23 protein-coding genes are annotated in these 23949 nt (G+C 68.0%); 14 read left to right on the forward strand and 9 right to left on the reverse strand.

The genetic code is table 11. The annotated features are described in order from the left end of the window. Positions 1 to 20: 20 nt before the first annotated feature. On the reverse strand, positions 21 to 1223 hold the full coding sequence (gene pcaF, locus ACP7A3_RS02705; protein WP_426254879.1) for a 3-oxoadipyl-CoA thiolase: 1203 nt from the start codon (positions 1221 to 1223) through the stop codon (positions 21 to 23). A gap of 88 nt (positions 1224 to 1311) precedes the next feature. Further along, positions 1312 to 2682 (reverse strand): hypothetical protein, encoded by a 1371-nt coding sequence (locus ACP7A3_RS02710; RefSeq protein ID WP_426254880.1) that lies wholly within the window; start codon positions 2680 to 2682, stop codon positions 1312 to 1314. A gap of 809 nt (positions 2683 to 3491) precedes the next feature. Here ACP7A3_RS02710 and ACP7A3_RS02715 point away from each other — a divergent pair. From ACP7A3_RS02715 to ACP7A3_RS02755, 9 genes are read left to right on the forward strand one after another with little or no spacing between them, the layout of a single operon-like run. After that, positions 3492 to 4256 (forward strand): polysaccharide biosynthesis/export family protein, encoded by a 765-nt coding sequence (locus tag ACP7A3_RS02715; protein WP_426254882.1) that lies wholly within the window; start codon positions 3492 to 3494, stop codon positions 4254 to 4256. 1 nt (position 4257) lies between these two features. Continuing rightward, complete coding sequence (locus ACP7A3_RS02720) at positions 4258 to 5523, forward strand: hypothetical protein (protein WP_426254883.1); 1266 nt, start codon at positions 4258 to 4260, stop codon at positions 5521 to 5523. Next, positions 5520 to 6857 (forward strand): lipopolysaccharide biosynthesis protein, encoded by a 1338-nt coding sequence (locus ACP7A3_RS02725; RefSeq protein ID WP_426254884.1) that lies wholly within the window; start codon positions 5520 to 5522, stop codon positions 6855 to 6857. Before ACP7A3_RS02720 ends, ACP7A3_RS02725 begins: the two co-directional genes overlap by 4 nt. 54 nt (positions 6858 to 6911) lie before the next feature. Then, entirely contained in the window at positions 6912 to 7805 is an 894-nt protein-coding gene (locus ACP7A3_RS02730; protein WP_426254885.1) for a WecB/TagA/CpsF family glycosyltransferase, read from the forward strand. A gap of 29 nt (positions 7806 to 7834) precedes the next feature. Continuing rightward, entirely contained in the window at positions 7835 to 8086 is a 252-nt protein-coding gene (locus tag ACP7A3_RS02735; RefSeq protein WP_017978439.1) for an acyl carrier protein, read from the forward strand. Further along, entirely contained in the window at positions 8076 to 9287 is a 1212-nt protein-coding gene (locus ACP7A3_RS02740) for an acyl-CoA dehydrogenase family protein (protein ID WP_426254886.1), read from the forward strand. Before ACP7A3_RS02735 ends, ACP7A3_RS02740 begins: the two co-directional genes overlap by 11 nt. A gap of 3 nt (positions 9288 to 9290) precedes the next feature. Continuing rightward, complete coding sequence (locus ACP7A3_RS02745; RefSeq protein WP_426254887.1) at positions 9291 to 10202, forward strand: amino acid--[acyl-carrier-protein] ligase; 912 nt, start codon at positions 9291 to 9293, stop codon at positions 10200 to 10202. Positions 10203 to 10217: 15 nt separating this feature from the next. Next, positions 10218 to 11990, forward strand: coding sequence for a serine aminopeptidase domain-containing protein (locus tag ACP7A3_RS02750; RefSeq protein ID WP_426257129.1), 1773 nt, complete (start codon positions 10218 to 10220; stop codon positions 11988 to 11990). Further along, complete coding sequence (locus tag ACP7A3_RS02755) at positions 11987 to 13378, forward strand: exopolysaccharide biosynthesis polyprenyl glycosylphosphotransferase (protein ID WP_043059494.1); 1392 nt, start codon at positions 11987 to 11989, stop codon at positions 13376 to 13378. Before ACP7A3_RS02750 ends, ACP7A3_RS02755 begins: the two co-directional genes overlap by 4 nt. A 4-nt stretch (positions 13379 to 13382) precedes the next feature. On the opposite strand, the gene ACP7A3_RS02760 is transcribed toward ACP7A3_RS02755, so the two are convergent. Next, positions 13383 to 14783: an AmpG family muropeptide MFS transporter gene (locus tag ACP7A3_RS02760; protein ID WP_426254889.1), complete on the reverse strand. Its 1401-nt coding sequence runs from the start codon at positions 14781 to 14783 to the stop codon at positions 13383 to 13385. A gap of 41 nt (positions 14784 to 14824) precedes the next feature. Next, positions 14825 to 15274 carry a response regulator gene (locus tag ACP7A3_RS02765; RefSeq protein WP_017978433.1) on the reverse strand — a complete coding sequence of 150 codons (450 nt, stop codon included), beginning with the start codon at positions 15272 to 15274 and terminating at the stop codon, positions 14825 to 14827. Between the two features lie 123 nt (positions 15275 to 15397). Between ACP7A3_RS02765 and ACP7A3_RS02770 the strand changes: the two genes are divergently transcribed. The 3 genes from ACP7A3_RS02770 to ACP7A3_RS02780 are packed head-to-tail and all read left to right on the forward strand — an operon-like array spanning position 15398 to position 17625. Next, complete coding sequence (locus ACP7A3_RS02770) at positions 15398 to 16780, forward strand: pseudouridine synthase (protein ID WP_426254890.1); 1383 nt, start codon at positions 15398 to 15400, stop codon at positions 16778 to 16780. After that, positions 16777 to 17313 carry a 16S rRNA (guanine(966)-N(2))-methyltransferase RsmD gene (rsmD, locus tag ACP7A3_RS02775; RefSeq protein WP_024310514.1) on the forward strand — a complete coding sequence of 179 codons (537 nt, stop codon included), beginning with the start codon at positions 16777 to 16779 and terminating at the stop codon, positions 17311 to 17313. The genes ACP7A3_RS02770 and rsmD overlap by 4 nt, the downstream gene beginning before the upstream one ends. An 18-nt stretch (positions 17314 to 17331) precedes the next feature. Continuing rightward, positions 17332 to 17625, forward strand: a complete 294-nt coding sequence (locus ACP7A3_RS02780; RefSeq protein WP_017978430.1) for a hypothetical protein — start codon at positions 17332 to 17334, stop codon at positions 17623 to 17625. Here the strand turns inward: ACP7A3_RS02780 and ACP7A3_RS02785 are convergent. Continuing rightward, the gene (locus ACP7A3_RS02785) at positions 17609 to 18907 is read right to left on the reverse strand and encodes an MFS transporter (protein ID WP_426254891.1); all 1299 of its coding nucleotides are present in this window, start codon (positions 18905 to 18907) and stop codon (positions 17609 to 17611) included. The genes ACP7A3_RS02780 and ACP7A3_RS02785 overlap by 17 nt on opposite strands. A gap of 246 nt (positions 18908 to 19153) precedes the next feature. On the opposite strand from ACP7A3_RS02785, the gene ACP7A3_RS02790 reads away from it, so the two are divergent. Continuing rightward, positions 19154 to 21439: an ATP-dependent helicase gene (locus ACP7A3_RS02790; protein WP_426254892.1), complete on the forward strand. Its 2286-nt coding sequence runs from the start codon at positions 19154 to 19156 to the stop codon at positions 21437 to 21439. A 218-nt stretch (positions 21440 to 21657) separates the two neighbouring features. Beyond that, on the forward strand, positions 21658 to 22197 hold the full coding sequence (locus ACP7A3_RS02795) for a glycine zipper 2TM domain-containing protein (RefSeq protein ID WP_426254893.1): 540 nt from the start codon (positions 21658 to 21660) through the stop codon (positions 22195 to 22197). A gap of 189 nt (positions 22198 to 22386) precedes the next feature. Here the strand turns inward: ACP7A3_RS02795 and ACP7A3_RS02800 are convergent, their stop codons facing one another. The 4 genes from ACP7A3_RS02800 to fabZ form a co-directional block, all read right to left on the reverse strand. Continuing rightward, entirely contained in the window at positions 22387 to 22713 is a 327-nt protein-coding gene (locus ACP7A3_RS02800; protein ID WP_017978426.1) for a hypothetical protein, read from the reverse strand. 65 nt (positions 22714 to 22778) lie between these two features. After that, positions 22779 to 23090 (reverse strand): PilZ domain-containing protein, encoded by a 312-nt coding sequence (locus tag ACP7A3_RS02805; RefSeq protein ID WP_017978425.1) that lies wholly within the window; start codon positions 23088 to 23090, stop codon positions 22779 to 22781. A gap of 47 nt (positions 23091 to 23137) precedes the next feature. Next, positions 23138 to 23371, reverse strand: a complete 234-nt coding sequence (gene rpmE, locus ACP7A3_RS02810; protein ID WP_024310513.1) for a 50S ribosomal protein L31 — start codon at positions 23369 to 23371, stop codon at positions 23138 to 23140. 103 nt (positions 23372 to 23474) lie between these two features. After that, positions 23475 to 23924: a 3-hydroxyacyl-ACP dehydratase FabZ gene (gene fabZ / locus ACP7A3_RS02815; protein ID WP_063688681.1), complete on the reverse strand. Its 450-nt coding sequence runs from the start codon at positions 23922 to 23924 to the stop codon at positions 23475 to 23477. Positions 23925 to 23949: the final 25 nt, after the last annotated feature.

Here is a 23949-nt window from a genome sequence, read left to right on the forward strand (position 1 = left end):
CACCGGCTGGGGCGCGTCGGTCAGACGCGCTCCAGCATCAGCGCGATCCCCTGGCCGACGCCGATGCACATGAACGCCATAGCGTAGCGGCCGCCGCTGCGGTGCAACTCCTCCACCGCGCTCATCACGATCCGCGCGCCCGACATGCCGAGCGGATGGCCCAAAGCGATCGCCCCGCCGTTGCGGTTCACCCGCGGGTCGTCGGCGGCGATGCCCAGATCGCGCAGCGTCGCGATCGCCTGCGCGGCAAAGGCCTCGTTCAGCTCGATCACGTCGAGCTGGTCGAGGCCGATGCCGGTGATCCGGCACAGCTTGCGCGCCGCCTCGATCGGCCCGACCCCCATGATCCGCGGCGCGATCCCGGCCGCCGCCATGCCCAGCACCCGCGCGCGCGGCGTCAGGCCGTGCTGCGTCGCCGCCGCCTCGCTCGCCACCAGCATCGCCGCGGCGCCATCGTTGAGGCCCGAGGCATTGCCCGCGGTGACGGTGCCGTCCGCCCGCACGACGGGCTTCAGCTTCGCGAGCGCGTCGAGGCTGGTCGCGCGAGGATGCTCGTCGGTCGAAAAGACGATCGGATCGCCCTTGCGCTGCGGGATCGTCACCGGCACGATCTCCGCCGCCAGCCGCCCGCTGGCGATCGCCGCCGCCGCCTTCTGCTGGCTGGCGAGCGCAAAGGCGTCCTGATCCTCACGCGCCACACGCCACTGGTCGGCGACATTCTCCGCGGTCTGCGGCATCGTGTCGACGCCATAGGCCGCGCGCATCGCCGGGTTGACGAAGCGCCAGCCGAGCGTCGTATCCTCGATCTGCTGCGCCCGGTCGAAGGCGCCGGCCGCCTTGCCCATCACATAGGGCGCGCGCGTCATGCTCTCGACGCCCCCCGCGATCCCCAACGCCGCATCGCCGCAGCGGATCGCCTGCGCGAGGCTGCCGACCGCGTTCAGCCCCGATCCGCACAGGCGGTTGACGGTCGCGCCCGGCACGCCGTCGGGCAGGCCGGCGAGCAGCACCGCCATGCGCGCGACGTTGCGATTGTCCTCGCCCGCCTGATTGGCGCAGCCGAGCAGCACATCGTCCACCGCGCCCCAGTCCACCGATGGATTGCGCTCCATCAGCGCGCGCAAGGGGATCGCGGCGAGGTCGTCGGCCCGCACGCTCGCGAGCGCGCCGTTCAATTTGCCGATCGGCGTGCGGATCGCGTCACAGATGAAGGCATCGGGCATCGGGCGTCCTCTCCAGCGTTTGCCGAAGGGCGTCGCCCCGAATGGCGTGCGTCGTCAAGCCGCTACGGGCCGGCGCGCGTCGCTTTGCCTAGGCGCGCCGCTCGATCAGCAGGCGGTACAGCCGCTGCGGGATATGCCAGCGCCGGCCGAGCAGGATCGCGCCGATCAGGTCCGCGCCGGCATCGCGCAGCTGCGTCACCAGCGTCCGCGCCACCGGGCGACGCGTCGCCTCCGCCTCGACCACGGGCACGACGACATCGACCGCCTGCGACAGCTCGATCCCCTCATAGCCCACCGCCATCGGCGGCGCGGTGACGACGATATAGTCGAACCGCTCCCGCAACTCGGCGAGCAGGCGCACGTCGCGCCGTTGCAGCGAACAGGCCGCGGTGCCGATGATCGTCGTCATCATGTCTTCGAACGGTTCGAGTTCCAGGCTCGCGGCCGTCTCCGGCACCGGCGCATCGCTGGCGAAGCGGACGAGCAGCACGCGCGCGCCGGCGCGACGCGCCATTGCGCGGCCCAGGCCCAATGCGGCGGTTTGCAGGCTCATCCGCGAACTCGGCGCGACCAGCAGCACCGCCCGCCCGCTACCGTGATGGTGCGCGTCGACCGCCGCGATCAGCCGGCTGTAATCGCGCGCCACGCCCTCACCCTGCTCGGCGACCGGGGCGGCGAGCACCGGCAGGCCGAGCGCCCGCTCGACCTCCACCGGGGTCAGGAAGGTTTCGCGCAGGCTGCCGGCGATGAACACCGCCGCACCCGCGATCAGGATGCCGGCGAAGATGCTGCCGGCGATCAGCAGCAGCGGCGGATTGGTGCGCCTGGTCGGGGGCGTCGGCGCCTCGATGACGCGGACGTTGGGGCTGCCCGCCTCGGTCGTCTGGTTAAGCTGCACGCGCGCCTGTTCGACCTGCGACGACAGCGACTTGAAGCTGTCCGCCAGCACGTCGCGGTCGAGCTTCATCGTCGTCAGCCGGTCGCTGATCGCATTGAGCTGCGCCAGCCGCGCGCGCGATTGGCCGAGTTGCCCCGCCAGTTCGGCGCCGCGCGCCTCCGCCCCGGCCACCGTCGCGCGCGACTGGATCAACTTGTCCTTGGTCGAATCGAAATATTGGTTGCGGCCGGTGCGCTGCGTCATGACCAGCGACGATTTCTGCTGCGTGATCGTCGCCTGCAACGCGGCGATCTGCTTGTCGAGCTGCGTCACCTGCGGCGACGTCGCCATGAAGCGCGACGCCAGATCGGCGCGCTTGGCCTGCAGGCCCAGCAGCTGCGCCTGCATTTCGCCCAGCGCCCGCGCCGCCTCGGTATTGTCGTTGTACAGGCGGATATCGGCGGGCACCGATTTGGCCTGGCTGCTGAGGCTCGACAGGCTGCGGCGCCCGTCGGCCAGCTCCGCATCGCTTTCCAGCTTGCTCTTGCGCAGCAGGTCGTCCTGCGCGACCGCGCCCGCCACCTGCGCGGCGATATCGACGATGCCGTTCTGCTGCTGATAGGCGGTGATCCGCGCGCTCGCTTCGTCCAGCTGGCGCTTGATCGCGTTACGCTGCTGTTCGAGGAAGGCGACGCGACCCGAGGCACCGTCGCGCGGCTTTCGAAATAGCGGCGGATCAGCTGGCGCAGCGCGTCGGCAGCCTGTTGCGGATCGCGCGCCGTATAGGTCAGCTGAATGACGTTCGCTTCGTTCGCCTTGGTGACGTGCAGGTGCGACTGGAATTTCTCCAGCGCCGCGTTAATCTCCGCCGGTGAGGCGGCAGGGCCGAGCTGCGCGCGCACCACGTCGCGGTGCAGCTCCAGGCTGTCGAGCATCTGAAGTTCGACATTGGCGACCGCCCCCGGGTCGAGCACCTGCCCCGGCAAGGGCGCGCGCCCGGCGTCCTGCATGTCGTAGATGCCGGCGCTCAGCGGCAGCAACCGCGCCTCGGCACTATAGCTCGGCGGCAACAGCAACGCGACGAGGATGCCCAGCCCGATGATCGATCCCGCGACGATCAGCGCGAGTCGGCGATAATAGAAAATGCCGTTCAGCAGGTCGCGCAGTGCGAATTGCCCGTGGCGCGTCTCCGTTTCCTGCTGCTCGGACGAAGACGTGAAATCAAGCATCTGGTGGATTGTCCGAGGCTGCTGGAAAGGGCTGGTGCGCCTTATGGTCGGTTCCTCTTACCTTTCCATTAAGCCTTCCGCTATATCGACTTAGCGGAAGCGACCCGTCCCGTGTCTTGCAGTGGGACGGCCGGGTGGCGCGCGGGCAACGGGACGGTGACGATGGGCAGATACGGCTTGGCGACCATGGCGGCGGTGCTGGCGCTGGTTGCGCCGACGATGGACGCGCTGGCGCAGGTCGCGCCGGTCGGGCGGACGCCCGTGCGCGGGACGATGGCGGCGACACCAGCCCCCGCCCCCACCCGGGCTCCGGCCCCGGTCGTCGATCGCACCGCCTATCGTATCGCGCCCGGCGACGAGCTCGCGATCAGCTTTCCCTATAATGCCGAACTGGACCATGCCGGGCCGGTCGGTCCCGATGGCCGCATCGCGATTCCCCTGGTCGGCAACGTCCCCGTCGGCGGCCGCACGATCGACGAGGTCGCGGCGCTCATTTCGGCCGATCTGCGCCGGCAGGGCGTGGTGGAGGATGCCCGCCCGACGGTGGCGGTGCGGCAATATGGCGGCGTCGTCTATGTCGGTGGCGAGGTCCGCCAGCCTGGCCCGGTGAAGCTCACCGCGACGATGGACCCGATGCAGGCGGTGATCGGCGCCGGTGGCCTGCTCGACACCGCGCGCACGCGCAAGGTGGTGGTGATCCACCGCAATGCCGACGGCACGATCGCGCAGCGTCAGGTCGATCTGAAGGCCTATACGAAGAACGGCATCGCGACCGGCATCGATCTGCAATCGCAGGATATCGTGTTCGTCCCGCGCTCGTCGATCGCCGAGGCCAATCTGTGGATCGACCAGCATATCAACAAGCTGCTGCCGTTCAGCCGCAGCCTGAACTACAATCTGGGCGGCGGAGCCGTCTTCGGCCGCTGACATGACCGCCGCGACGCGCGCCCTGCCTTTTCCGCGACGCAGCCTGCGCGGCTGGATGCAGGCGGCCGACGTCCGCTGGGCCTATGTCGCGCTGCTGGTCGCGCTGCTGCCGCTGTTCGGGCAGAGCTTTCATTACGTGAAGCTGCTCAAACCCGCCTGGGCCCTGTCCAAGGCGTTTCCGCTGCTGTCGCTGCCGCTGTGCCTGATCCTGTTCGCCGGGCGCCGGCCGGAAGGGTCGCGGCAGATGGTCGTCACGATCCTGTGGCTGGTGCTCGTCCCCACCTTCATCTCGCTCTTCACCTTCCAGCAGACCTTCTTCATTGCGCTGGCCTCGCAGCTGAAGCTGTTGCCGCTGCTCTACATCTTCTCGCTGCTCGGGCTGCTGCGCTGGCTGCGGCCGACGCTGCGCGAGATCGCCGCCGCCTTCCTGATCTGTGCCGTCGTCACCTTCGTCCTGCTGCTCGCGATCTGGCGGCTGGCGCCGCAATCGGCCTATGCCGAACATTATGTGGCGGGCGATTCCCCGCTTCTGTCGGCGGACGCCCGCGGCAATCGCATCCGCATGCCAATGTACTTCGGCCTGATCGGCATCCTCTATGCCTGGCGCCGCTTCACCGCGCGCTGGCAACCGCGCTGGTTCGCGGCCTGGGGGGCGGGCTTTGCCATGGTGTTCGGCCTCGTCCGCATGCGCACCTTCGTGCTCGGCCTGACGCTGATGGCGGCGATCAACGGCTTTCTCGCGGCGGGCCCGCGCCTGCGGCTGCTGATGCTGGCGCTCATTCCCTTCGCGCTCGCGGCGCTGTTCTCGGTGCCGTTCATGGCGTCGATCTTCAGCACCGACAAAGCCTTCGCGTTCGACGTCCGCTATATCTCGACGATGAAGGCGATCGGTTTTCTTGGCACCGATCCGTTTCGCTGGATCTTCGGCGTCGGCACGATCAGCCCGATCGATCCCGCCGGGTTGATGACCTATTTCAACCACTTCTTCTTTCTGGGTGACATCACCTGGATGGGGATCATTTTCGAGTATGGCATCATCGGCGCGCTGCTGATCGCGACCGTCCCCTTGCGTGGCGTGCTGCTGATGGATAGCGCCCGCCGCCTGCATGACACGCCCTTCCTCGCCGCGCTGCGCGACTATCTCGTCTATTCGCTGCTGATATCGGAAATGCTCCCCATGACCCTCGCCCCCGGGGAGATCACGTCGATCATGGCGATCGCCCTCTACGCCCGCGAGCTGCCTAAGGCCGGGGGGCGCCGTCGATGAGTAGCGCGGCCGAACACTCCCTGCTGCGTCGTCTGCACCAGCGCTATGGCGGGTCGCTGGTGACGGTCGGCACGCGGCTGATCGACATTCCCTGCCGATACGGCATGCACCTGATGATCGCGCTGCGCCTGTCGCTGGATCAGGTCGGTGCCTTCTACATCGTGTTCGGCGCGCTGATGATCGCATCGGGCCTCGGCCGCCTGGGGATCGACCGCGCGCTGACCCGCGAAATGGCACGCCTGCTCGCGGCGGACGATGCGGCGGGCGCACGGGCGGCGATGCGGCGGGCGGCGATCATGGTACTGCTGCTGTCGCTCGCGCTGACCGCCCTCGCGCTGCTCGCGGCCTGGCCGCTCGCCGCCTATGTGATGCGCAAGCCCGACATGGCACCGCTGTTCGTGATCGGCGCACTGGCCATCCTGCCGCAGAATTTCGCCAATCTCGTCGCAGGCGCGCTCGCCGGGCTGCACCGCGTCACGCAGAGCCAGATCGTCTATACCTGGCTGTGGCCGGGGCTGTTCTGCGTGCTGGTGTTCGCGCTGCCGATGTCGGATGCGCATGCGCTAGCGGCCGTGGCAGCGAGTATGACGCTCGCGACGCTGATCGGCGGCGTGATGCTGCTGCGCGATCTGCCGGCGGTGACGCCGGGCCGGCCGTCCAATCCACCCGAACCCCTGCTCGGCACCGGCCTGTCGCTGTTCAGCCTCGAACTGGTGCAGCTTCTCATCAGCGCGGCGCCGCCCTTCATCCTCGGCATCATGGCCTCAACGGACGAAGTGGGCCTGTATGCCATCGCCTGGCGGGTGGTGCTGGTGATCTACATGTTCGTCAGCGGCGTCGCGTCGATGGTCGCGCCACGCTTCGCCCGGCTCTACATGATCGGCGACCTCGCCGGCTTGCGGCAGGAAGCCGCGCGCGCCCTCGCCCTGGCGCTGACGCTCGCGATCCCGCCGATCCTCGCCGTCATCGTGTTCCCGGACCGAATTCTCGCCCTGTTCGGCCAGCAATTCCTGCCCGCCGCCACCGCATTGCACATCCTGATCCTCGGTCAGTTAGCCGCCGCACTCACCACCACCACGCCGGAGCTACTCGGCATGACCGGCTATGCGCGCGCGCTGCTGCGCGTCAACGGCCTCGCGACGCTCGTCCTGATCGGCGGGCTGGTGCTGCTGTCGGCGCCTTTGGGCGCGCAGGGCGCGGCGATCGCGACGAGTGCGACGATGCTGGTCAACGCGATCGGATGCAGCCTGATCGCGCGCGACACACTGGGCTTCACGCCGCTGGGAGCCGTCTACGCGATGTGGCAGAACCGCCGGACAGCGTTACCGCAATGAGCGAACGGCTCGACGTGGCCGATAAATGCCCGCTATGTTGTCATAAATTCCTTGGTGGCGGTGGCCGGAAAACGCAATGTTAAGCCTTTGTGGCCTAAGGAGTTTTCAAGCCCGTTTCCGGAGTCCGTGGTCTTGACGTCCGACACAACGACCGATCCGAACCACGGCGAACCCTATCGGGGGGTGGAACGCCGCCTGCGTGCGCCAGTGTTGGGCATGCGCTTCCGTGATCTCGATGAAAACGGCGCGGCGCAATACATGCTGCAGACGCCGCGGACCGTCGATGAAGGCCTGGGCGTGTTCGTCACGCCCAATATCCAGCATATCGCGCTGGCGCGGAAGGACGACGAGTTTAATCGCGCGCTGCAAAGCGCCCAGATCATCGTTGCGGACGGGTTTCCGGTCTATCGCTTTGCAAAGCTGCGCGGCCTCTCGCTGCCGGGCCGCGTTGCCGGGCGGGCCGTGATCGAGCGGATGTTCGCCGACCCCGCCGCGCTGGCGGGCCACAGGGGGTTCTTCGTCGTGGACAGCCGCGCCACGGCGGAGGGCATCGAATGCTGGCTCAAGGACTTTGCGCCGGCCTTCGCGGTTGAAACGCTGGTGCCGCCGTTCGGCTTCGAAAAAGACGCCGCCTATTGCCGCTCACTCGCCGATGCGATCTCGACCTTCGACGCGACCCTGATCTTCCTGTGCATCGGCGCGCCCAAGAGCGAATTGTTCGCCTACCGCTATCGCGCGCTGCTGCCGCCGGCATGGGCCTTGTGCGTCGGTCAGTCGTTCCGATTGCTGCTGGGCATGAATGCCCCCCCGCCAGACCTGATGGTGCGCCTCAACCTGGAATGGCTGTGGCGCATCGTCCTAGAGCCGCGACGCATGCTACAGCGCTATGGGCCCAGTACGATCGGCTTTCTGCGTGCAGCGGTCGCAGACCTGCGTCAGTCGCGTTAAATCCATCTCATCTTGCTGAGGACATTTTCGTGGAAGACCAATTGCGTAACATCCTCGACGACGCCGGCGGGCTGTTGAAGCCGGCAGCGTCGCTGTCGCCGCGCGACGACCTGTTCGCCGCCGGTCTCACCTCGTTCAAGACCGTGGGCGTGATGCTCGCGATCGAAGAGGAATTCGACGTGGTGTTTCCAGATCAGCTGCTCACGCGTGCGACCTTCAGCAGCATCGCCGCGCTGACGGCGGCGATCGAGAGCATTCGGGGAGATGCCGATGCTGCATGATCCGTCCGCGACCGGACGTGCGATGGCCGCGGCGATCGAGCGGGTCGTCGCCGTCGCCGCCGCGCATGCCGACGCGGTGGATCGGGAAGGCCGTTTTCCCGCCGAGGCCGTCGCGGCGCTGCGGCAGGAAGGGCTACTCGGCGCGCTGGTGCCGGTCGCGCTGGGTGGCAGCGGTGCGACGATGGCGGAGATCGTCGGCCAATGCCAACGATTGGGCCGCGTCTGCGCATCGACCGCGATGGTCTATGCGATGCACCACAGCCAGCTCGCCTGCCTGGTGATGCATGCGCTGGACGACCCTTGGCAGCGCGACTTCGCACGCCGGATCGCGACCGAGAATTTGCTGATCGCCTCGATCACGTCAGAGGTCGGCATCGGTGGCGACATGCGGTCGAGCCGGTGCGCGGTCGACGTGCGCGATGGTCGCTTCAGGCTGGAAAAGCAGGCGCCCACCGTCTCCTACGGCGATTATGCCGATGTCTTCTTCGTGACCGCGCGCACCCATGCCGAGGCGCCGCCGTCCGATCAGGTCCTCGTCGTTGTGCCGCGCGAAGATGCCTCGTTCGAATCGACCGGCGGCTGGGACGCGCTGGGCATGCGCGGCACCAGCACGGTCGGCTTCACCTTCCGCGCCGAGGGCGTGGCCGCGCAGATCATGGCCGTGCCCTTCGCCGATATCGCCGCCGAGGCGATGGTGCCCGCATCGCACCTGATGTGGGGCGGCGTGTGGACCGGCATCGCGGTGGAGGCGCTGACCCGCGCGCGCACCTTCCTGCGCACCGCCGCGCGCCGCCAGCCCGGCCAGACGCAGCCGGGCGCGCATCGCCTGATGCACGCCGCCGGCCTGCTCGACGGCATGCAGGCGCGGCTGCGCACGCTGATCGACCAATTCGACGCTACCTATGCGCTGGGCAACGACCGCGCCGTGGCCGATCCGCAGGAGACGGGCTGGCCGCAAGGCATGGCGCGCGCGACCGTGCTCAACATGCTGAAGCACGACGTATCGACGCAAGCCCACGAGGTGGTGCTGGAGGCGCTGCGTATCTGCGGCATGGCCGGATATCGCAACGGCACCGAATTCAGCATCGGCCGTCATCTGCGCGACATCCTGTCGGCGCAGCTGATGATCAACAACGACCGCATCGCCAGCGGCACCGGCGCCATGCTGTTCGCACAGCGCGCCGAACTGGGAACGCTCTGAACCATGGACATGCCCACCAGTTTCCGCACCCGCCTGATCGAGGCCGGCCTCGTCTTCCCGACCGGTATCGACGGGCTTTGGGGTCGCAGCGGCACGTTCGAGGCGGTGTTCGACGGCCTGGAGCGCGCGATCACCGCGGCGGGACTGAAGGACAAGCCGGAAGTCATGCGCTTTCCGCCCGCGATGGCGCAGAAGACGTTCGAAAAGAGCGGCTATATGAAGAATTTTCCGCATTTCGCGGGATCGGTGCATTGCTTCTGCGGCGACGATCGCGCGCATCACAAGCTGATGGGCCAGATGGAGCGCGGCGAAGATTGGATGGGGAACCAGCAACCCGCTGACCTCGTCCTGACGCCGGCCGCCTGTTACGCGGTATACCCCATCGTCGCCGAACGCGGCGTGCTCGGCGAGAACGGCCACCTCGTCGACGTCGCGTCCTATTGCTTCCGCCACGAACCCTCGCTGGAACCGACACGGCTGCAGCTGTTCCGCATGCGCGAATATGTGCGGATCGGCACGCCCGAACAGGTGCTCGCCTTCCGCGCCGACTGGATGGAGCGCGGGCAGGACTTCGTCCGCACGCTGGAGCTGCCGTTCGAGGTCGATGTCGCCAACGATCCGTTCTTCGGCCGTGCGGGCAAGTTGCTCGCCGACAATCAGCGGATGCAGAATCTGAAATTCGAGCTGCTGGTGCCGGTCAATGACGGCGCCGGGCCCACGGCCTGCCTCAGCTTCAACTATCACATGACCTATTTCGGCGATACCTGGAACATCCGGACGCCCGATGGCGCACCGGCGCAGACCGCCTGTTGCGCCTTCGGCATGGAGCGGCTGGTGCTGGCGTTGCTGCGTCATCACGGCTTCGACCTCGCCGCCTGGCCCGCGGGCGTGCGCGCGACGCTGGGCCTCGACTGAGCGCATCCGATGGCGATGACCCCGATCTATATCGATGGCCGGTTCGGCTGGCTGCATGCACCGGCCGAAGGCGGACACGCGCCGGTCGGCGTCGTGCTGTGCCCCGCGTTCGCACAGGAAGAGGTGTGTACCCACCACGGCCTGATGGCGCTGGGCGAGGCACTTGCCGCGCGCGGGGCCGCGGCGGTCCGCTTCGATTATGGCGGGACCGGCGATTCGATCGACGGGCCGGTGACGCTGGACGGGCTGGTCGCCGATGCCGAAGCGGCGGCGGCCTGGCTGCGCGGCCATGCCCACGTCGATCGCGTGATGCTGGCCGGCGTGCGATTGGGCGCGGCGGTCGCCATGCTGGCGGCGAAGCGGCTGGATGATGTCAGTGCCCTCGTCCTGCTCGCACCGGTGCTGTCAGGTCAGGCGTTTCTGCGGGAAACCCGTGCTTCGGCGGCGGTCGCGAGCCTGTCGGGTCTCGATCCCGTCCCGCCTTTGGAGAGCGATCAGCCGCTCAACACCAACGGCTTCCGCTGGACCGCCGCATTCCAGCGCGAGGTGGCGGCGATCGACCTCACGTCCGTAGAGGCGCCCGTCGAGACGGCGCTGTTCGTGCCGCCGCGGACGGACCGGCGTTCGGGCAAGCTGGCCCAGCGCTGGCGCGACGCGGGCGGTGCGGCCACCGAACTGCCCTTCGCTGATTACGACGGCTGGATGCAGGATCCCACGACCAACGAGACGCCGGTCGACACCTTCATTGCCGTCGCCGATTGGGTGACCCGGCACGCCGGAACGCCCGCGGGCGCCGCCATCGCGCCGCTGCGTGACGCCATATCGCTTCACACCGACAGCTATATCGAAGAGCCGCTACGCTTCGGTCCGGACGACGCGCTGTTCGGCATGCTGTGCCGACCCGCCGGCCGCCCGGCGGCGCCGGTCGCGGCATTGTTGATGCACGAGGGCAGCACCCATCACATCGGCAACGGGCGCGCCTATGTGCGCCTCGCGCGCCGGCTGGCGGCAGAGGGCTTCGCCTCACTGCGGATGGACCTGACCGGCATGGGCGACAGCCCCGCGGGCGACAATCCGCGCCATCCGCATTACGACCCCGAACGCATTCCTGAAGGCGTCGCCAGCCTCGATTGCCTGGAGGCGCATGGCTTCCCCCGCGCGATCGTCGCCGGCCTGTGTTCGGGCGCACACACCGCCTTGCAGGTGACGCTCGCCGACGAACGCGCGGTGGGCAGCGTGGTGCTCAACCTGCAAAAGTTCATCTGGCATTATGGCGACGATATCCGCGTCGCGGTGCGCGACAACAAACGGTCGCTGAAGGGCTATATCCGCGCGATGCGCAATCCGGGCGAATGGCGCCGGATGCTGAAGGGGGAGGCCGACCTGCCCGGTATCGCCCGCGTCCTCGCCAAGCGGAGCGCCGTCCGCCTGCGTCACGCCGCGACCAGCCTGCTGCCGCCCAAGCCTGGATCGGAAGCCGCGCAGGTTCGCGAACAGCTCCAGACGCTGTCGGCGCGCGGCGCCCACGTCCACCTCGTCTTCAGCGACGAGGACCCCGGCCTTGCCGACATGGGCATGAAGCTCGGCCGCTGCGCGCGCCTCCTGCGTCAGTATCCGCCCGTCCGGATGGTCACGCTCGACCGCGCCGACCATCACTTCAACGGCACGCTCGCGCGCGATCGGCATATCGAGATGATGATCGCCGCGATGACCGACGCGGTCGCCGCGCATGGTGCCGGCCTGCCCCCCGTCTCGCCGCGGACGGAGCTGCCGGCGGCGGCGGAGTGACCCAGGCCGCTTCGGTGCGGCCCGAAGCGGCCAGCGGCACGATCGCCGGACGCGGATTTCGCCTCGGCATCTATGCAGCGCTGATCACGCTCGATCTCACCGCGCTACTCGCGTCCTTCACCTTGGCCGGCGCGGTCACGTTGAACGACGCACTCGACGTCTGGGTGGTCAACGATCTCGCGGTGCTGCTGCCGATCTATTTCGGCATAGTGCTGCAGCGAAAGCCGTACAGCGGCCGGTTCTTCCAGAACTGGCGGCGGACGACGCGCGATGCGGTAACGGCGCTGCTGACCGCGACGGGAACGGCGCTGTTGCTGGTGTCCTATCTGCATGCCGAAGTCGACGTATCGTTCCGTCTGCTGCTGGCCGGGGTCGTGATCGCCGCCGCGCTGATGGTGGCGGGCCGCTGGGCCCTGCACAAACTCGCCGAAGCGCATACCGGCGGCTGGCATATCGCCACCATGGTCGTCATCGACGGCATTCAGCCCGCTGCGCTGCACGATCCATCGATCGCGCGGCTGCCGGCGATCGACATGACCGGCATCGACATCACGGCGCCCGCGCTGCCCCACCATATCCTGGCGACCTTCAGCGAACGAACCGCCGACGCCGAGCGCGTCATCGTCGCCTGCGCGGCGGACCGGCGCGAGGCCTGGGCGCGACTGCTTCGCGGTGCCAACGTCCAGGGCGAAGTGCTGCTGCCCGAATGGCAGAGCCTGGCGCCCGTCCGCCTCTCGCACCTTGCCGACATGCCCAGCGCGGTCGTGTCGCTGGGGCCGCTCGACACGCGCAGCCGCCTGCTCAAGCGCGCCTTCGACCTGTCGGTCGCGGGGGGCGCATTGGTGCTGCTCTTCCCGATCCTGTTCCTCACCGCACTGGCGATCAAGCTCGACAGCCGTGGGCCGGTGCTGTTCCGCCAGCCGCGCGTCGGGCGCGGCAACCGGCTGTTCCACGTCCTGAAGTTTCGCAGCATGCGCGTCGATGGCGCCGATCTGGCGGGCGATCGGTCGACGCAGCGTGGCGACCCGCGCGTCACCCGCGTCGGTCGCTTCATCCGTGCGACCAGCATCGACGAATTGCCGCAGGTGCTCAACGTGCTGCGCGGTGAGATGAGTATCGTCGGTCCGCGTCCCCACGCGCTCGGCAGCCTGGCGGGCGACCGGTTGTTCTGGGATGTCGAGCCCCGCTATTGGCAGCGGCACGCGATCAAGCCCGGCATCACCGGCCTTGCGCAGGTCCGCGGCTATCGCGGCGCCACGGAACATGCCGACGACCTGCACGGCCGCGTCGATCACGACCTGGCCTATCTGCGCGGCTGGACGCTGTTCCGCGACCTGCGCATCATCCTGATGACGCTACGGGTGCTGGTCCACCGTAACGCCTTCTGACGCGTCAGTCCTTCGGCGCTTCGCGCACGTCGCCCTCGCCCGCCGTGCCGGCGCTGCCGATCGAACGGTCGATCAGGCCCGACCGGCTCATCCACCAGAACAGCAGCACGCCGGGCAGCGCGGCAAAGGTCGTGCCCCAATAGAAGGCGACATAGCCGAACCGGTCGACCAATTGCCCCGTCGTCGTTGCGGTCAGGATACGGCCGACGATGCTAGCCGCCGCGGAGATCAACGCATATTGCGAGGCGGTGAAGCGCAGGTCGCACAGCGCCGAGAAATAGGCGACGACGGTGACGCCGCCGATGCCGCTCGCCATATTCTCGAACGCCATCGCGCCCGCGAGGCCAAGGTTCGAATGCCCCGATGCCGCCAGCAGCGCGAAGCTGGCGTTGGACACCATCATCAGGATCAGGCTGAGCATCACCGATCGCTTCAGGCCCAGCCGCGCATACAGCACGCCGCCGAGCGCGAGACCGATCCAGAACGCCCAGAAGCCGATAACCACGTCGTACAGCGCGATCTCGTCATTGGTGAAGCCCAAGTCGTCGAGCAGCAGCCGCAGCGCCTGCTGCCCCAGCGTATCGCCGATCTTGTGGAGCAGGATGAACGCGAGGATCAGCCACGCGCCGTGGCGCCGGAAGAATTCCAGGAACGGCCCGACGATCGACGCCTGCACCTCGGCAAGCCCGCGCCGCTGCGCCGGTTCGCGCCGCCGCGCCGGCTCGCCGCGGGTCAGCGCGACGATCATCGCCGGTAACGCGAACAGCACGCAGGCGAGATAGGCGACATGCCAGTTCGATCGCGCCGCGATCACCAGCGCCAGCGATCCGGCCAGCACCGACCCGATCTTCCAGCCATATTGCGTCATGCCCGATCCGACGCCCATCTGTTCGGGCTCCAGCGTCTCGATGCGATAGGCGTCGATGACGATGTCGTAGGTGGCGCCAGCAAAGCCGACCAGCACGACCGCGATGATCGTCGCCTGCAAATTCGCCGACGGATCGACCAGCGCCAGATTGGCGACCGCCGCCATCACCATCACGCCCGCCAGCAGGATCCACGACACGCGCTGGCCCAGCGCGCCGATCAACGGCAGCCGGACCCCATCGACCATCCACGCCCATAACGGCTTCAGATTGTAGACGAGGAAGCCCAGCGTGAAGGCGGTGATCGTCGCCTTGTCCAGCCCGTCCTGCTTCAGCCGCGTCGTCAGCGTCGCGCCGATCATCGTGAAGGCGAGGCCCGACGAAATGCCCATGAAGAACACCGCGATCGGCCCGCGTTCCGCATAGGGCGCCAGCGGCGTCAGCCGCGCCCGGATCGCAGGCGAGCGGCGCATGATCGCGATGACGAGAGCGGCAAGGGCCGCGACGATGAGGAAGTAAAGATTGTTGCCGGTCAACATGGCGGCAACACTAACGGCTTATTCGCCGCCGACCAGCGGGATTACGCGGCGGGCGCCTCCCCCGGCGGCACGGCGAACAGCGCGAAGCCCGTGGGCAGCTTGCGTGGGCGCTTGCCGGCGAGCGCGGCGTCGATCGCCTCGATCGATCCGATCAGGTCGCGTTGCTGATAGGGTTTGACGAGGCGCCCGGTCGCCAGCGCCTCCGCCTCGGGCGGGAAGCGGCCGGTGACGAACAGCACCGGCACCGCGGCGGCACGGGCACTGCGTGCGACATCCAGTCCCGATCCGTCCGCCAGATTGACGTCGACCAGCACCAGGTCAAGCGCCTCTCCCGATTCCAGCACCGACACCGCCTCTGCAACGCGGTCCACCGTCGCGATGATCGTATAGCCCGCCTCGCGCAGAATATGTTCGGTATCGAAGGCGATGAGTGGTTCGTCCTCGACCACCAGCAGCCGTTCGATCAGCCGCTTCTTCCGCCCGAACAACATATGCCGCTATGCCCCTTGGTTGACGGCGTTATCCCATGTCACGCCCGATTCGGTTAACGCGCATCTGGCGGCAAGTGACGCAAATTTTTTCACGCGCGGCACAATTGCGCGTATGGGGCGACGATGGCCGACCCCAAAGACCCCCGCACCCCTGCCGCCGCGGGCAAGACGCCCGGCGACCGGATCGCGAAACTGCTCGCCCGCGCGGGCGTCGCCAGCCGTCGCGAGATCGAACGAATGATCGCCGAAGGGCGCGTCGCGCTCGACGGCACGGTGCTCGATACCCCCGCCACCGTGCTGACGTCGCTGCGCGGCGTGACCGTCGATGGCCAGCCCGTCGGCTCGCCCGAACCGACGCGGTTGTTCCTGTATCACAAGCCGACCGGGCTGCTGGTCACCGAACGCGACCCCAAGGGGCGGCCGACGATCTACGATCGCCTGCCGCACGACCTGCCGCGGCTGGTGCCGGTCGGACGGCTCGACCTCAATACCGAGGGCCTGCTGCTGCTGACCACCGACGGCGGCTTCAAGCGGCAGCTGGAGCTGCCTGCGACCGGCGTCGAGCGCAGCTATCGCGCGCGCGCCTATGGCAACGTCACGCAGCAGCAGCTCGAGGAGCTGGCCGAGGGCGTCGAGATCGAGGGCATTCGCTACGGATCGATCGACGCCAATATCGAGCGGCGCACCGGCGCGAACGTGTGGATCGAGATCACGATCACCGAAGGCAAGAACCGCGAGGTGCGCCGCGTCCTCGAACATCTGGGGCTGCAGGTCAGCCGCCTGATCCGCACCCGCTACGGCCCGTTCGTGCTCGGCGACCTGCCGGTCGGCGGGATCGGCGAGGTGAAGCAGCATGAGATCGTCGGATTCCGCAAGACGCTGAAGGGCGGCGCTCCGGACGAGTCGATCGCGGCCGCTCCCCGTGCCGGCTTCCGCACCGCGCCAAGCGTCGATCGCACCACCCGCACGCGCCGCGGCGCCGAGCGTGGCGTGGAGCGGCCGGCAACCGTACGGCCGACCACGCCAGGCGAGCGCCCGACGCGATCGCGCCCGCGTTCCGAGGGTAGCGCGGACCGTCCCGCTGCGGCCCGTACGGCGAACCCGCGCGCCGCCGCCACCGGCGAAGCGCCCCGCCCCGGCTTCCGCACACCCGCAACGACCGATCGCGGCGCCCGTACGCGGACCCGAACCGACACGCGCGCCCGCGACGACGCCCGCGACGGCAAGGCCAACGTCCCCACCGGCGGCTCGGCGATGAAGCCGTGGGAGCGTCATGATGAGCGCGGCGCCGATCGCAGCGGCGACCGCAACCGCTCAGGCGCTCCCCGCGTCGGCCAAGGCAAGCCCGGCGCATCCCGCACCGGCCAACGACCTCCCCGCGGTGACGCCCCGACGCGCAGCGGCCCCGCAGGCGGCGGCGGCTCGCCGCGCCCATCGGGCGGGCGTCCGCCCAGCGGTGGCTTCAAGGGCGGGCCCAAGGGCGGGCCGCGCGGAGGTCGCTCGTGAGGGTAATCGCCGGCCAGTGGCGCGGGCGTCCGCTCGTCGCGCCCAAGGGCGACGCGACGCGCCCCACCGCCGACCGCACGCGCGAGGCCTTGTTCTCAATGCTCACCAGCCGCCTCGGCAGCTTCGAAGGGCTCGCCGTCGCCGATCTGTTCGCCGGATCGGGCGCGCTGGGGATCGAGGCGCTGTCGCGTGGCGCGGCGTCCTGCCTATTCGTCGAACAGGACGGCGCGGCGCTGGATGCGCTGAAGGCCAACCTCGCCAAGCTCGGCACGCGCGGCGACGTGCGCAGCGGGTCGGTAATGGCGCTGGGGCCGGCGCGCGCGCCGCTCGACCTCATCATGATGGACCCGCCCTACGGCACCGGTGCAGGCTTGGTAGCCTTGGATAAATTGGCGCGGCTGGGCTGGACGAACGCCGCGACCTGGGTCAGCATAGAGACCGCACGCGACGAGGCGGTCGAGGTCGCCGGGTTCGCCATCGACACCAGCCGCGTGCATGGGAAGGCCCGTGTGACACTCTTGCGGGCCGCCTGATCGCAACAGGAGGGAGCCATGGCGACGCAGTTCATTCCCCACCATTACGATGCCCCGCGGCGGTCGGGGCCGCAGGCGGTGGTCGGATGGGTGCATCATCCCTTGCCCAAGGGCATCGAGCTGGAGGTGCAGACGACGCCGTCCGCACAGGCGCTCGACAATCAGCAGATCGCGACGACGCGGCTGGTGCTGAGCCGCAACCAAGCGTTGCTGCTCGCCAGCTTCCTGCTCAACGCGACCGGCTATTCCGAGGCCGATGTCCCGAAACGCAGCGTGTCGCGCTGGCCGCGCTGGTTCAGTCGGCGGTCCTGACCCGCGGCAACAGTGCGAGGCCGGCGAGGCTCACGAGGCCCGCCGCGACCAGATACAGCCCGATCCACCACAGCCCGCGCGCAGCGAGCGCCTGCGCCGCGATCGGCGCGAGTGCCCCGCCCAAGATACCGCCGACGTTGAACGTCATCGACACGCCGGTGTAGCGCACGCCCGCCGGAAACAGCGTCGGCAGCCAGCCGCCGAGCGGACCATAGGCAAAGCCCATGACGAACAAGGCGAAGGCCAGCCACGCGAACACCACGACCAGCGATCCGGCGCCCAGCATCGGCCCCATCAGTGCGCCGGCGACGATGCAGCCCAGAAAGCCGATTACCAGCATCCGCTCCGCCCCCGTCCGGTCTGCCAGAACGCTCGCGACGATCACGCCTGCGGCGAGAAACAGGATCGCGACCAGCTCGACGCCGAGCAGCGCCGTCTTGTCATAGCCCAGCGTCGTCGTGCCGTAGCTCAGCGTAAAGGCGGTCGCGAGGTAGAAGAGCGCGAAGCACGCCACCACCCCGCCGGTGCCGGCCAGCAGCGCGCGGCCATGACCGGCAAACAGCGTCGCGAGCGGCACCTTGGGCAGCGCCTCCGCCTTGGCCGCTTCGACGAAGGCGGGCGTCTCGGTCAGCTTCAGTCGGATCCACAGGCCGAGCGCGACCAGCACCGCGCTCACCAGGAACGGCAGGCGCCACCCCCAGGCGCGGAACTGATCGTCGCTCAGCACCAGCCCCAGCAGCAGGAACAATCCGTTCGCCAGGATGAAGCCGACCGGCGCCCCCAGCGGGGGGAACATGCCCCACGTGTTGCGCCGATGCGGCGGTGCGTTCTCGACTGCGAGCAGCGCCGCGCCGCCCCATTCGCCGCCCAGCCCCAGCCCCTGGCCCAATCGCATCAGGCACAATAGCAGCGGCGCCCAGATGCCGAATTGTCGATAGGTCGGCAGGAAGGCGATCGCGACGGTCGACCCGCCCATGAGCAACAGGCTGGCGACGAGGGTCGACTTGCGCCCGATCCGGTCGCCGAAATGCCCGAACACCGCCGCACCGATCGGCCGCGCGAAGAAGGCCACGGCGAAGCTCGCGAAGCTCATCATCTGCCGCGCCGATGCACTTTCCCCCGGAAAGAACAGCGCCGGAAACACCAGCGCCGCGGCGGTGGCGTAAATGTAGAAATCGTAGAATTCCACCGCCGTACCGACGAGGCTCGCGGTCAGGATCCGGCGCGGCGAGGCTGGCGTGACGGCGGCGTCCGGGACTTCGGCGGCAGGGGTTTGGCTCATGCCGCCTTTCTAACCCCCAAATAAAGGCATCTGGCAACAAAGTTGCCATCCCTTCGCAACATTCCGCCGCTACCGCGATGCCACCGCGGCTCCCCTCCCCCTGTGGGTCGCGATGTATCGGTCGCCTTTCTGTCGACTGGTGCTCCCTGAACTACGGGGCGGCCGCACCGGTGGCTGCCCCGATTTTTCCGGGCTTGCCGCGCTCGCAGCTTGCCGAGCCAAGCGCCGTTCCCTACCTGTTCGCCGGTGACCGACACCGCCTCCCCCGCCGCCCTGCAGGATCCGCCGTATCTCAAGGGGTTGAACCCGCCGCAGCGCGACGCAGTGCTCACCACCGAAGGCCCGGTGCTGATGCTGGCCGGCGCCGGTACGGGCAAGACCGCGGCGCTGACCGCGCGGCTCGCGCATCTGCTGTGGACGCGCAAGGCGTGGCCGTCGGAGATCCTCGCCGTCACCTTCACCAACAAGGCCGCGCGCGAGATGCGCGAGCGCGTCGGCAGAATGGTCGGCGACGCGGTGGAGGGCATGCCGTGGCTCGGCACCTTCCACGCGATCGGCGCCAAGATGCTCCGCCGCCACGCCGAGCTGGTCGGGTTGCAGTCGAACTTCACCATCCTCGACACCGACGATCAGCTGCGGTTGCTCAAGCAACTGATCGTTGCCGCGGACATCGACGAAAAGCGCTTCCCCGCGCGCAGCCTTGCCGGCCTGATCGACGATTGGAAAAACAGGGGCCTCATCCCCGCCGATATCGATGCCGGCGAAAGCGAACGCTACGCCAACGGGCGCGGCGGCGAGCTGTACGCGCAATATCAGGCACGGCTGCGCAGCGTGAATGCCTGCGACTTCGGCGACCTGCTGCTCCACATGCTCACCATCCTGAGGACGCATACCGATGTGCTGCGCACCTATCAGGAGCGCTTCAAATACATCATGGTGGACGAATATCAGGACACCAACATCGTCCAGTATCTCTGGCTGCGGCTGCTCGCGCAGACGCGCAAGAACATCGCCTGCGTCGGCGACGACGATCAGTCCATCTATTCGTGGCGCGGCGCGCAGGTCGAAAATATCCTGAAGTTCGAGAAGGATTTTCCCGGCGCCAAGGTGATCCGCCTCGAACAGAATTACCGGTCGACGCCGCACATCCTCGGCGCCGCATCGGGCGTGATCGCGCATAATGGCGGGCGGCTCGGCAAAACGCTGTGGACCGAACTCGATGTGGGCGAGAAGGTCCGCGTACTGGGGGTGTGGGACGGCCCCGAAGAAGCGCGCCGAGTCAGCGACGAGATCGAGGCCGCGCAGCGGAACGGCACCCCGCTCGACCATATCGCGATCCTCGTCCGCGCGCAGCATCAGACGCGCGAGTTCGAAGACCGCTTCATCTCGATCGGCATGCCGTACCGCATCGTCGGCGGCTATCGCTTCTACGAACGCGCCGAAATCCGCGACGCGCTCGCCTATCTGCGCATCGTCAACCAGCCGTCGGACGATCTGGCCTTCGAACGCATCGTCAACGTCCCCAAGCGCGGCCTTGGCGACAAGGCGATCGCCAAGATCCACCAGCTCGCCCGCGCCGAGGGCGTGCCGCTCACCATCGCCGCGGCGCGCATCCTCGACACCGACGAACTGACCCCGCAGGCGCGCCGCGCGCTCGGCAATTTCGTCGGCGACATCGCGCGCTGGCGCGACCGGGCACGCGACCTACCGCATGCCGAACTGGCGCGGCAGATGCTCGACGAATCGGGCTATACCGCGATGTGGCAGGCCGAAAAGTCGGTCGAGGCGTCCGGGCGGCTCGAAAACCTGTCCGAACTCGTTCGCGCGATGGAGGAATATGAATCGCTCGGCGCGTTCCTCGAACACGTCAGCCTCGTCATGGACAAGGAGGGCGCGGTACAGGCGCCCGAGGTGACAATCATGACGATCCACGCCGCCAAGGGTCTCGAATTCGACACCGTCTTCCTGGTCGGTTGGGAAGAAGGCCTGTTCCCCTCGCAACGCGCGATCGACGAAGGCGGCACGCGCAGCCTGGAGGAGGAGCGCCGCCTCGCCTATGTCGCGATCACGCGTGCGAGGCGCCGCGCGACGATCCTGCACGCCGCCAACCGCCGCATTTACGGCCAGTGGACGTCCAGGATCCCGAGCCGCTTCGTCGGCGAATTGCCGTCCGAACATACCGACAGCGACACGACCATGTCGGGCGGCGAAAGCCTGTGGCGCGCCAATTGGAGCGAGCGCGCCGATCCCTTCGCCAATGTCGCACGCGGCACCGGCCGCGGTCCGGGCTGGCAGCGCGCGGCGGGGTCTGGCTCCGGCTTCACCACCCAGCCGACGCGGATCGTCGAGAGCCGGGCGAGCGCGGTCAGCATCGGCAACAAGGGGCGCAGCGACCTCAGCGTCGGCATGCGCGTGTTCCACCAAAAATTCGGCTATGGTGCGATCGCCGAGATCGAAGGCAACAAGCTGGAGATCGACTTCGAAGCCGCCGGCCGCAAGCGGGTGATGGACAGCTTCGTCACGATCGGGTGATCAGGGCGCCCCCGCCCGAGTATTACCCTCCTGGTCATTGCGAGCGCAGCGACGGACTGAGGCGACGGACTGAGGCGGCCGATCCCACCTTGGCGTCGTCCGGCAACCGCGCCACCGCGACACGCCCCCCATCATCCGTTCAGGAACCGGCAGGGTAGGTTCCGCGTATGGCCGTTACGGTTCCGAATCAACGGACTAAGAAGCTCAGGACGATCGCCATGCTCAAGTCGCTGTCCCTCGCCGCTGCCGCGGCCGCTGCGCTCGCCGCCGCCACTCCGGTCGTCGCCCAGTCGGCGCAGGACGAGGCGCGCTTCACCGCCGCGCAGCAGCGGTTCGACGCCGAACTCGCCCGCTATCGCGCCGAGGTGGATCGCTATCGCGCGTCGCGCGGCGGCTACACCGGCACCGGCGGCTATCGCGAAGCACCGGCCGCAAACTATTACAACAACAATAGCTACCCCGGCGATCGCGACGAAAACGGCTACGATCCGTCGCGCTATTATCGCAGCGGCGACAATTATCGCGAACGCGTGTTGAGCGCGGACGAGCGTGTCTATGCTGGCAATGACGGCCGTTATTATTGCAAGCGCAGCGACGGCACGACCGGGCTCGTCATCGGCGGCGCCGCGGGCGGCATTCTGGGCAATGTGATCGATGGCGGCCGCAGCCGCATCGTCGGCACCTTGCTCGGCGGTGCGGCAGGTGCGCTCGCCGGTAAGGCGATCGACCAGAACCAGTCGCAGGTCCGCTGCCGCTGAGGTCTACGGGGCGCGTCGGCGACGGTGCGCCCCCGCCCCTCTCGCTCCGTCACCCCGGACTCGTCCCGGGGTCCACCGGGCCGCCAGGGGACAGCAAGAGGCTGTGGCCTCCCCCCTCGCCGCAGAGTGGTCCCTGGAACAAGTCCGGAGTGACGGGGGAGTTTGCGGCAGCCTTGAGCGTGCCGAACCTTACCCCAGCTCCACCGCCATCAGCGTCACGCCGACATATTTCTCCGCCTCGGGCTCGAACAGCGCACTCGGGCGGAAGGTGTTCGCGGTCAGCGTCGGATCACCCAGGCCATCGAGCTTGAACGTACCCAGTTTCTCCTCACGTGGCGGCTTGCCGTCGCGCTCGACCGTGGTCGCATCGACGTAGATCTCGCCATGGCGCGTGTAGAGGATGTGGGGGGCGATCGTGACCGCACCCTTGTTGTAGGTGGCGGTGACGGTCATCTGGCGGACGATGGCTTCGAACATCGTCGGCACCGGTCCGGTCGGCGCAGAGGGCTGATTCATCCTCGCATCCATAATCGCTGATGCTGCATCGCAGCAAGACGCTTTACGCGCCCGTCATAGCGCAGTCAGCGATTCTGCGCGAGCAATCTGTCGAAGACGTCGATTTCCAACGGCTTCTTGAACTGGCAGCCGGCGAGATAATCGTCGGACCACATCACGTCGGCCGCGATCGTGCCCGCTTCGGGCAAGGTCAGCCAGATCGTGCTGCCCTTGGCCAGCGCGGAATAGGTTTGCAGGCGAACGCCGTGGATCGAGAGATCGACCACCTTGCACAAGGTGCGAGCGGCCTTGCCGATATGCGCATCCAACGAAACCGGCGCACGCGGAGAGCGGCGCCGGCCATTGGGTTCTGCAGGTTCGAACTCGGCGGCAAACATCGATCAAGAGTATCGCGTCGATGGTTAACGCCGAGTCAACGATCCGGTCAGTTCTTGCGGAGCGTGAGACCGCCACCGAAGCGCTTGTTGAAGCGCGCGACCTGGCCGCCCGCGTCGAGGAGCTGACCACGACCACCGGTCCAGGCGGGGTGCGCCAGCGGATCGATGTCGAGCTGCATCGTGTCGCCTTCCTTGCCCCAAGTCGAGCGGGTTTCGAACACGGTGCCGTCCGTCATCTGGACCTTGATCATGTGGTAGTCGGGGTGGGTATCTTTCTTCACGTCACACGCTCCGTATGCGGCTGGTTCCGACCAGCCTGAAAGGGAAGCGGCGCCCGTAACGGAGCGCCGCCGAAAAGTCAAAAGTCAGCGAAAGTCACACGCGTTACGCCTTGGGCGGATCGGCGATCATCGCAGTAAAGTTAGCCTCTGCAACGACTTGCCCGTCGACCTTCGCAACACCTGCGAACTTGCAGACGCTCGAGCGCTTCTGGACGAATTCCACCTCCAGGCGCAGCAGCACGCCGGGTTCGACGGGCTTCCTGAACTTCGCGCCTTCGATCGCCATGAAATAGACGAGCTTGCCCGATCCGGCGAGGCCTAGGCTTTCGACCGCGAGCACGCCCGCAGCCTGTGCCAGCGCCTCGACGATCAGCACGCCCGGCATGATCGGACGACCGGGGAAATGCCCCTGGAAGAAGCCTTCGTTGATCGTCACCGCCTTGATCGCCGCGATCGACCGGTCGAGGACGATCTCCTCGACCCGGTCGACCAGCAGCATCGGGTAGCGATGCGGCAGCGCCGCCATGACCCGCCCGATATCGAGCGGCCCCATGGTCTGTGCGTCTTCGCTCACCGAC

Source organism: Sphingomonas sp. DC5200-1 (genome assembly GCF_049897245.1).
Taxonomy (GTDB): domain Bacteria; phylum Pseudomonadota; class Alphaproteobacteria; order Sphingomonadales; family Sphingomonadaceae; genus Sphingomonas; species Sphingomonas aquatilis.

Bases quoted from the DNA above. Each gene is read 5' to 3' on its own strand.
- ACP7A3_RS02770 (WP_426254890.1), top strand. From the start codon at position 15,398: ATGGCCGACCCCAAAGACCCCCGCACCCCTGCCGCCGCGGGCAAGACG.
- ACP7A3_RS02715 (WP_426254882.1), top strand. From the start codon at position 3,492: ATGGGCAGATACGGCTTGGCGACCATGGCGGCGGTGCTGGCGCTGGTT.
- ACP7A3_RS02800 (WP_017978426.1), bottom strand. From the start codon at position 22,713: ATGAATCAGCCCTCTGCGCCGACCGGACCGGTGCCGACGATGTTCGAA.
- ACP7A3_RS02745 (WP_426254887.1), top strand. From the start codon at position 9,291: ATGGACATGCCCACCAGTTTCCGCACCCGCCTGATCGAGGCCGGCCTC.
- ACP7A3_RS02725 (WP_426254884.1), top strand. From the start codon at position 5,520: ATGAGTAGCGCGGCCGAACACTCCCTGCTGCGTCGTCTGCACCAGCGC.
- ACP7A3_RS02795 (WP_426254893.1), top strand. From the start codon at position 21,658: ATGCTCAAGTCGCTGTCCCTCGCCGCTGCCGCGGCCGCTGCGCTCGCC.
- ACP7A3_RS02720 (WP_426254883.1), top strand. From the start codon at position 4,258: ATGACCGCCGCGACGCGCGCCCTGCCTTTTCCGCGACGCAGCCTGCGC.
- fabZ (WP_063688681.1), bottom strand. From the start codon at position 23,924: ATGGGGCCGCTCGATATCGGGCGGGTCATGGCGGCGCTGCCGCATCGC.
- ACP7A3_RS02740 (WP_426254886.1), top strand. From the start codon at position 8,076: ATGCTGCATGATCCGTCCGCGACCGGACGTGCGATGGCCGCGGCGATC.
- pcaF (WP_426254879.1), bottom strand. From the start codon at position 1,223: ATGCCCGATGCCTTCATCTGTGACGCGATCCGCACGCCGATCGGCAAA.
- ACP7A3_RS02805 (WP_017978425.1), bottom strand. From the start codon at position 23,090: ATGTTTGCCGCCGAGTTCGAACCTGCAGAACCCAATGGCCGGCGCCGC.
- ACP7A3_RS02780 (WP_017978430.1), top strand. From the start codon at position 17,332: ATGGCGACGCAGTTCATTCCCCACCATTACGATGCCCCGCGGCGGTCG.
- ACP7A3_RS02765 (WP_017978433.1), bottom strand. From the start codon at position 15,274: ATGTTGTTCGGGCGGAAGAAGCGGCTGATCGAACGGCTGCTGGTGGTC.
- ACP7A3_RS02785 (WP_426254891.1), bottom strand. From the start codon at position 18,907: ATGAGCCAAACCCCTGCCGCCGAAGTCCCGGACGCCGCCGTCACGCCA.
- ACP7A3_RS02760 (WP_426254889.1), bottom strand. From the start codon at position 14,783: ATGTTGACCGGCAACAATCTTTACTTCCTCATCGTCGCGGCCCTTGCC.
- ACP7A3_RS02750 (WP_426257129.1), top strand. From the start codon at position 10,218: ATGACCCCGATCTATATCGATGGCCGGTTCGGCTGGCTGCATGCACCG.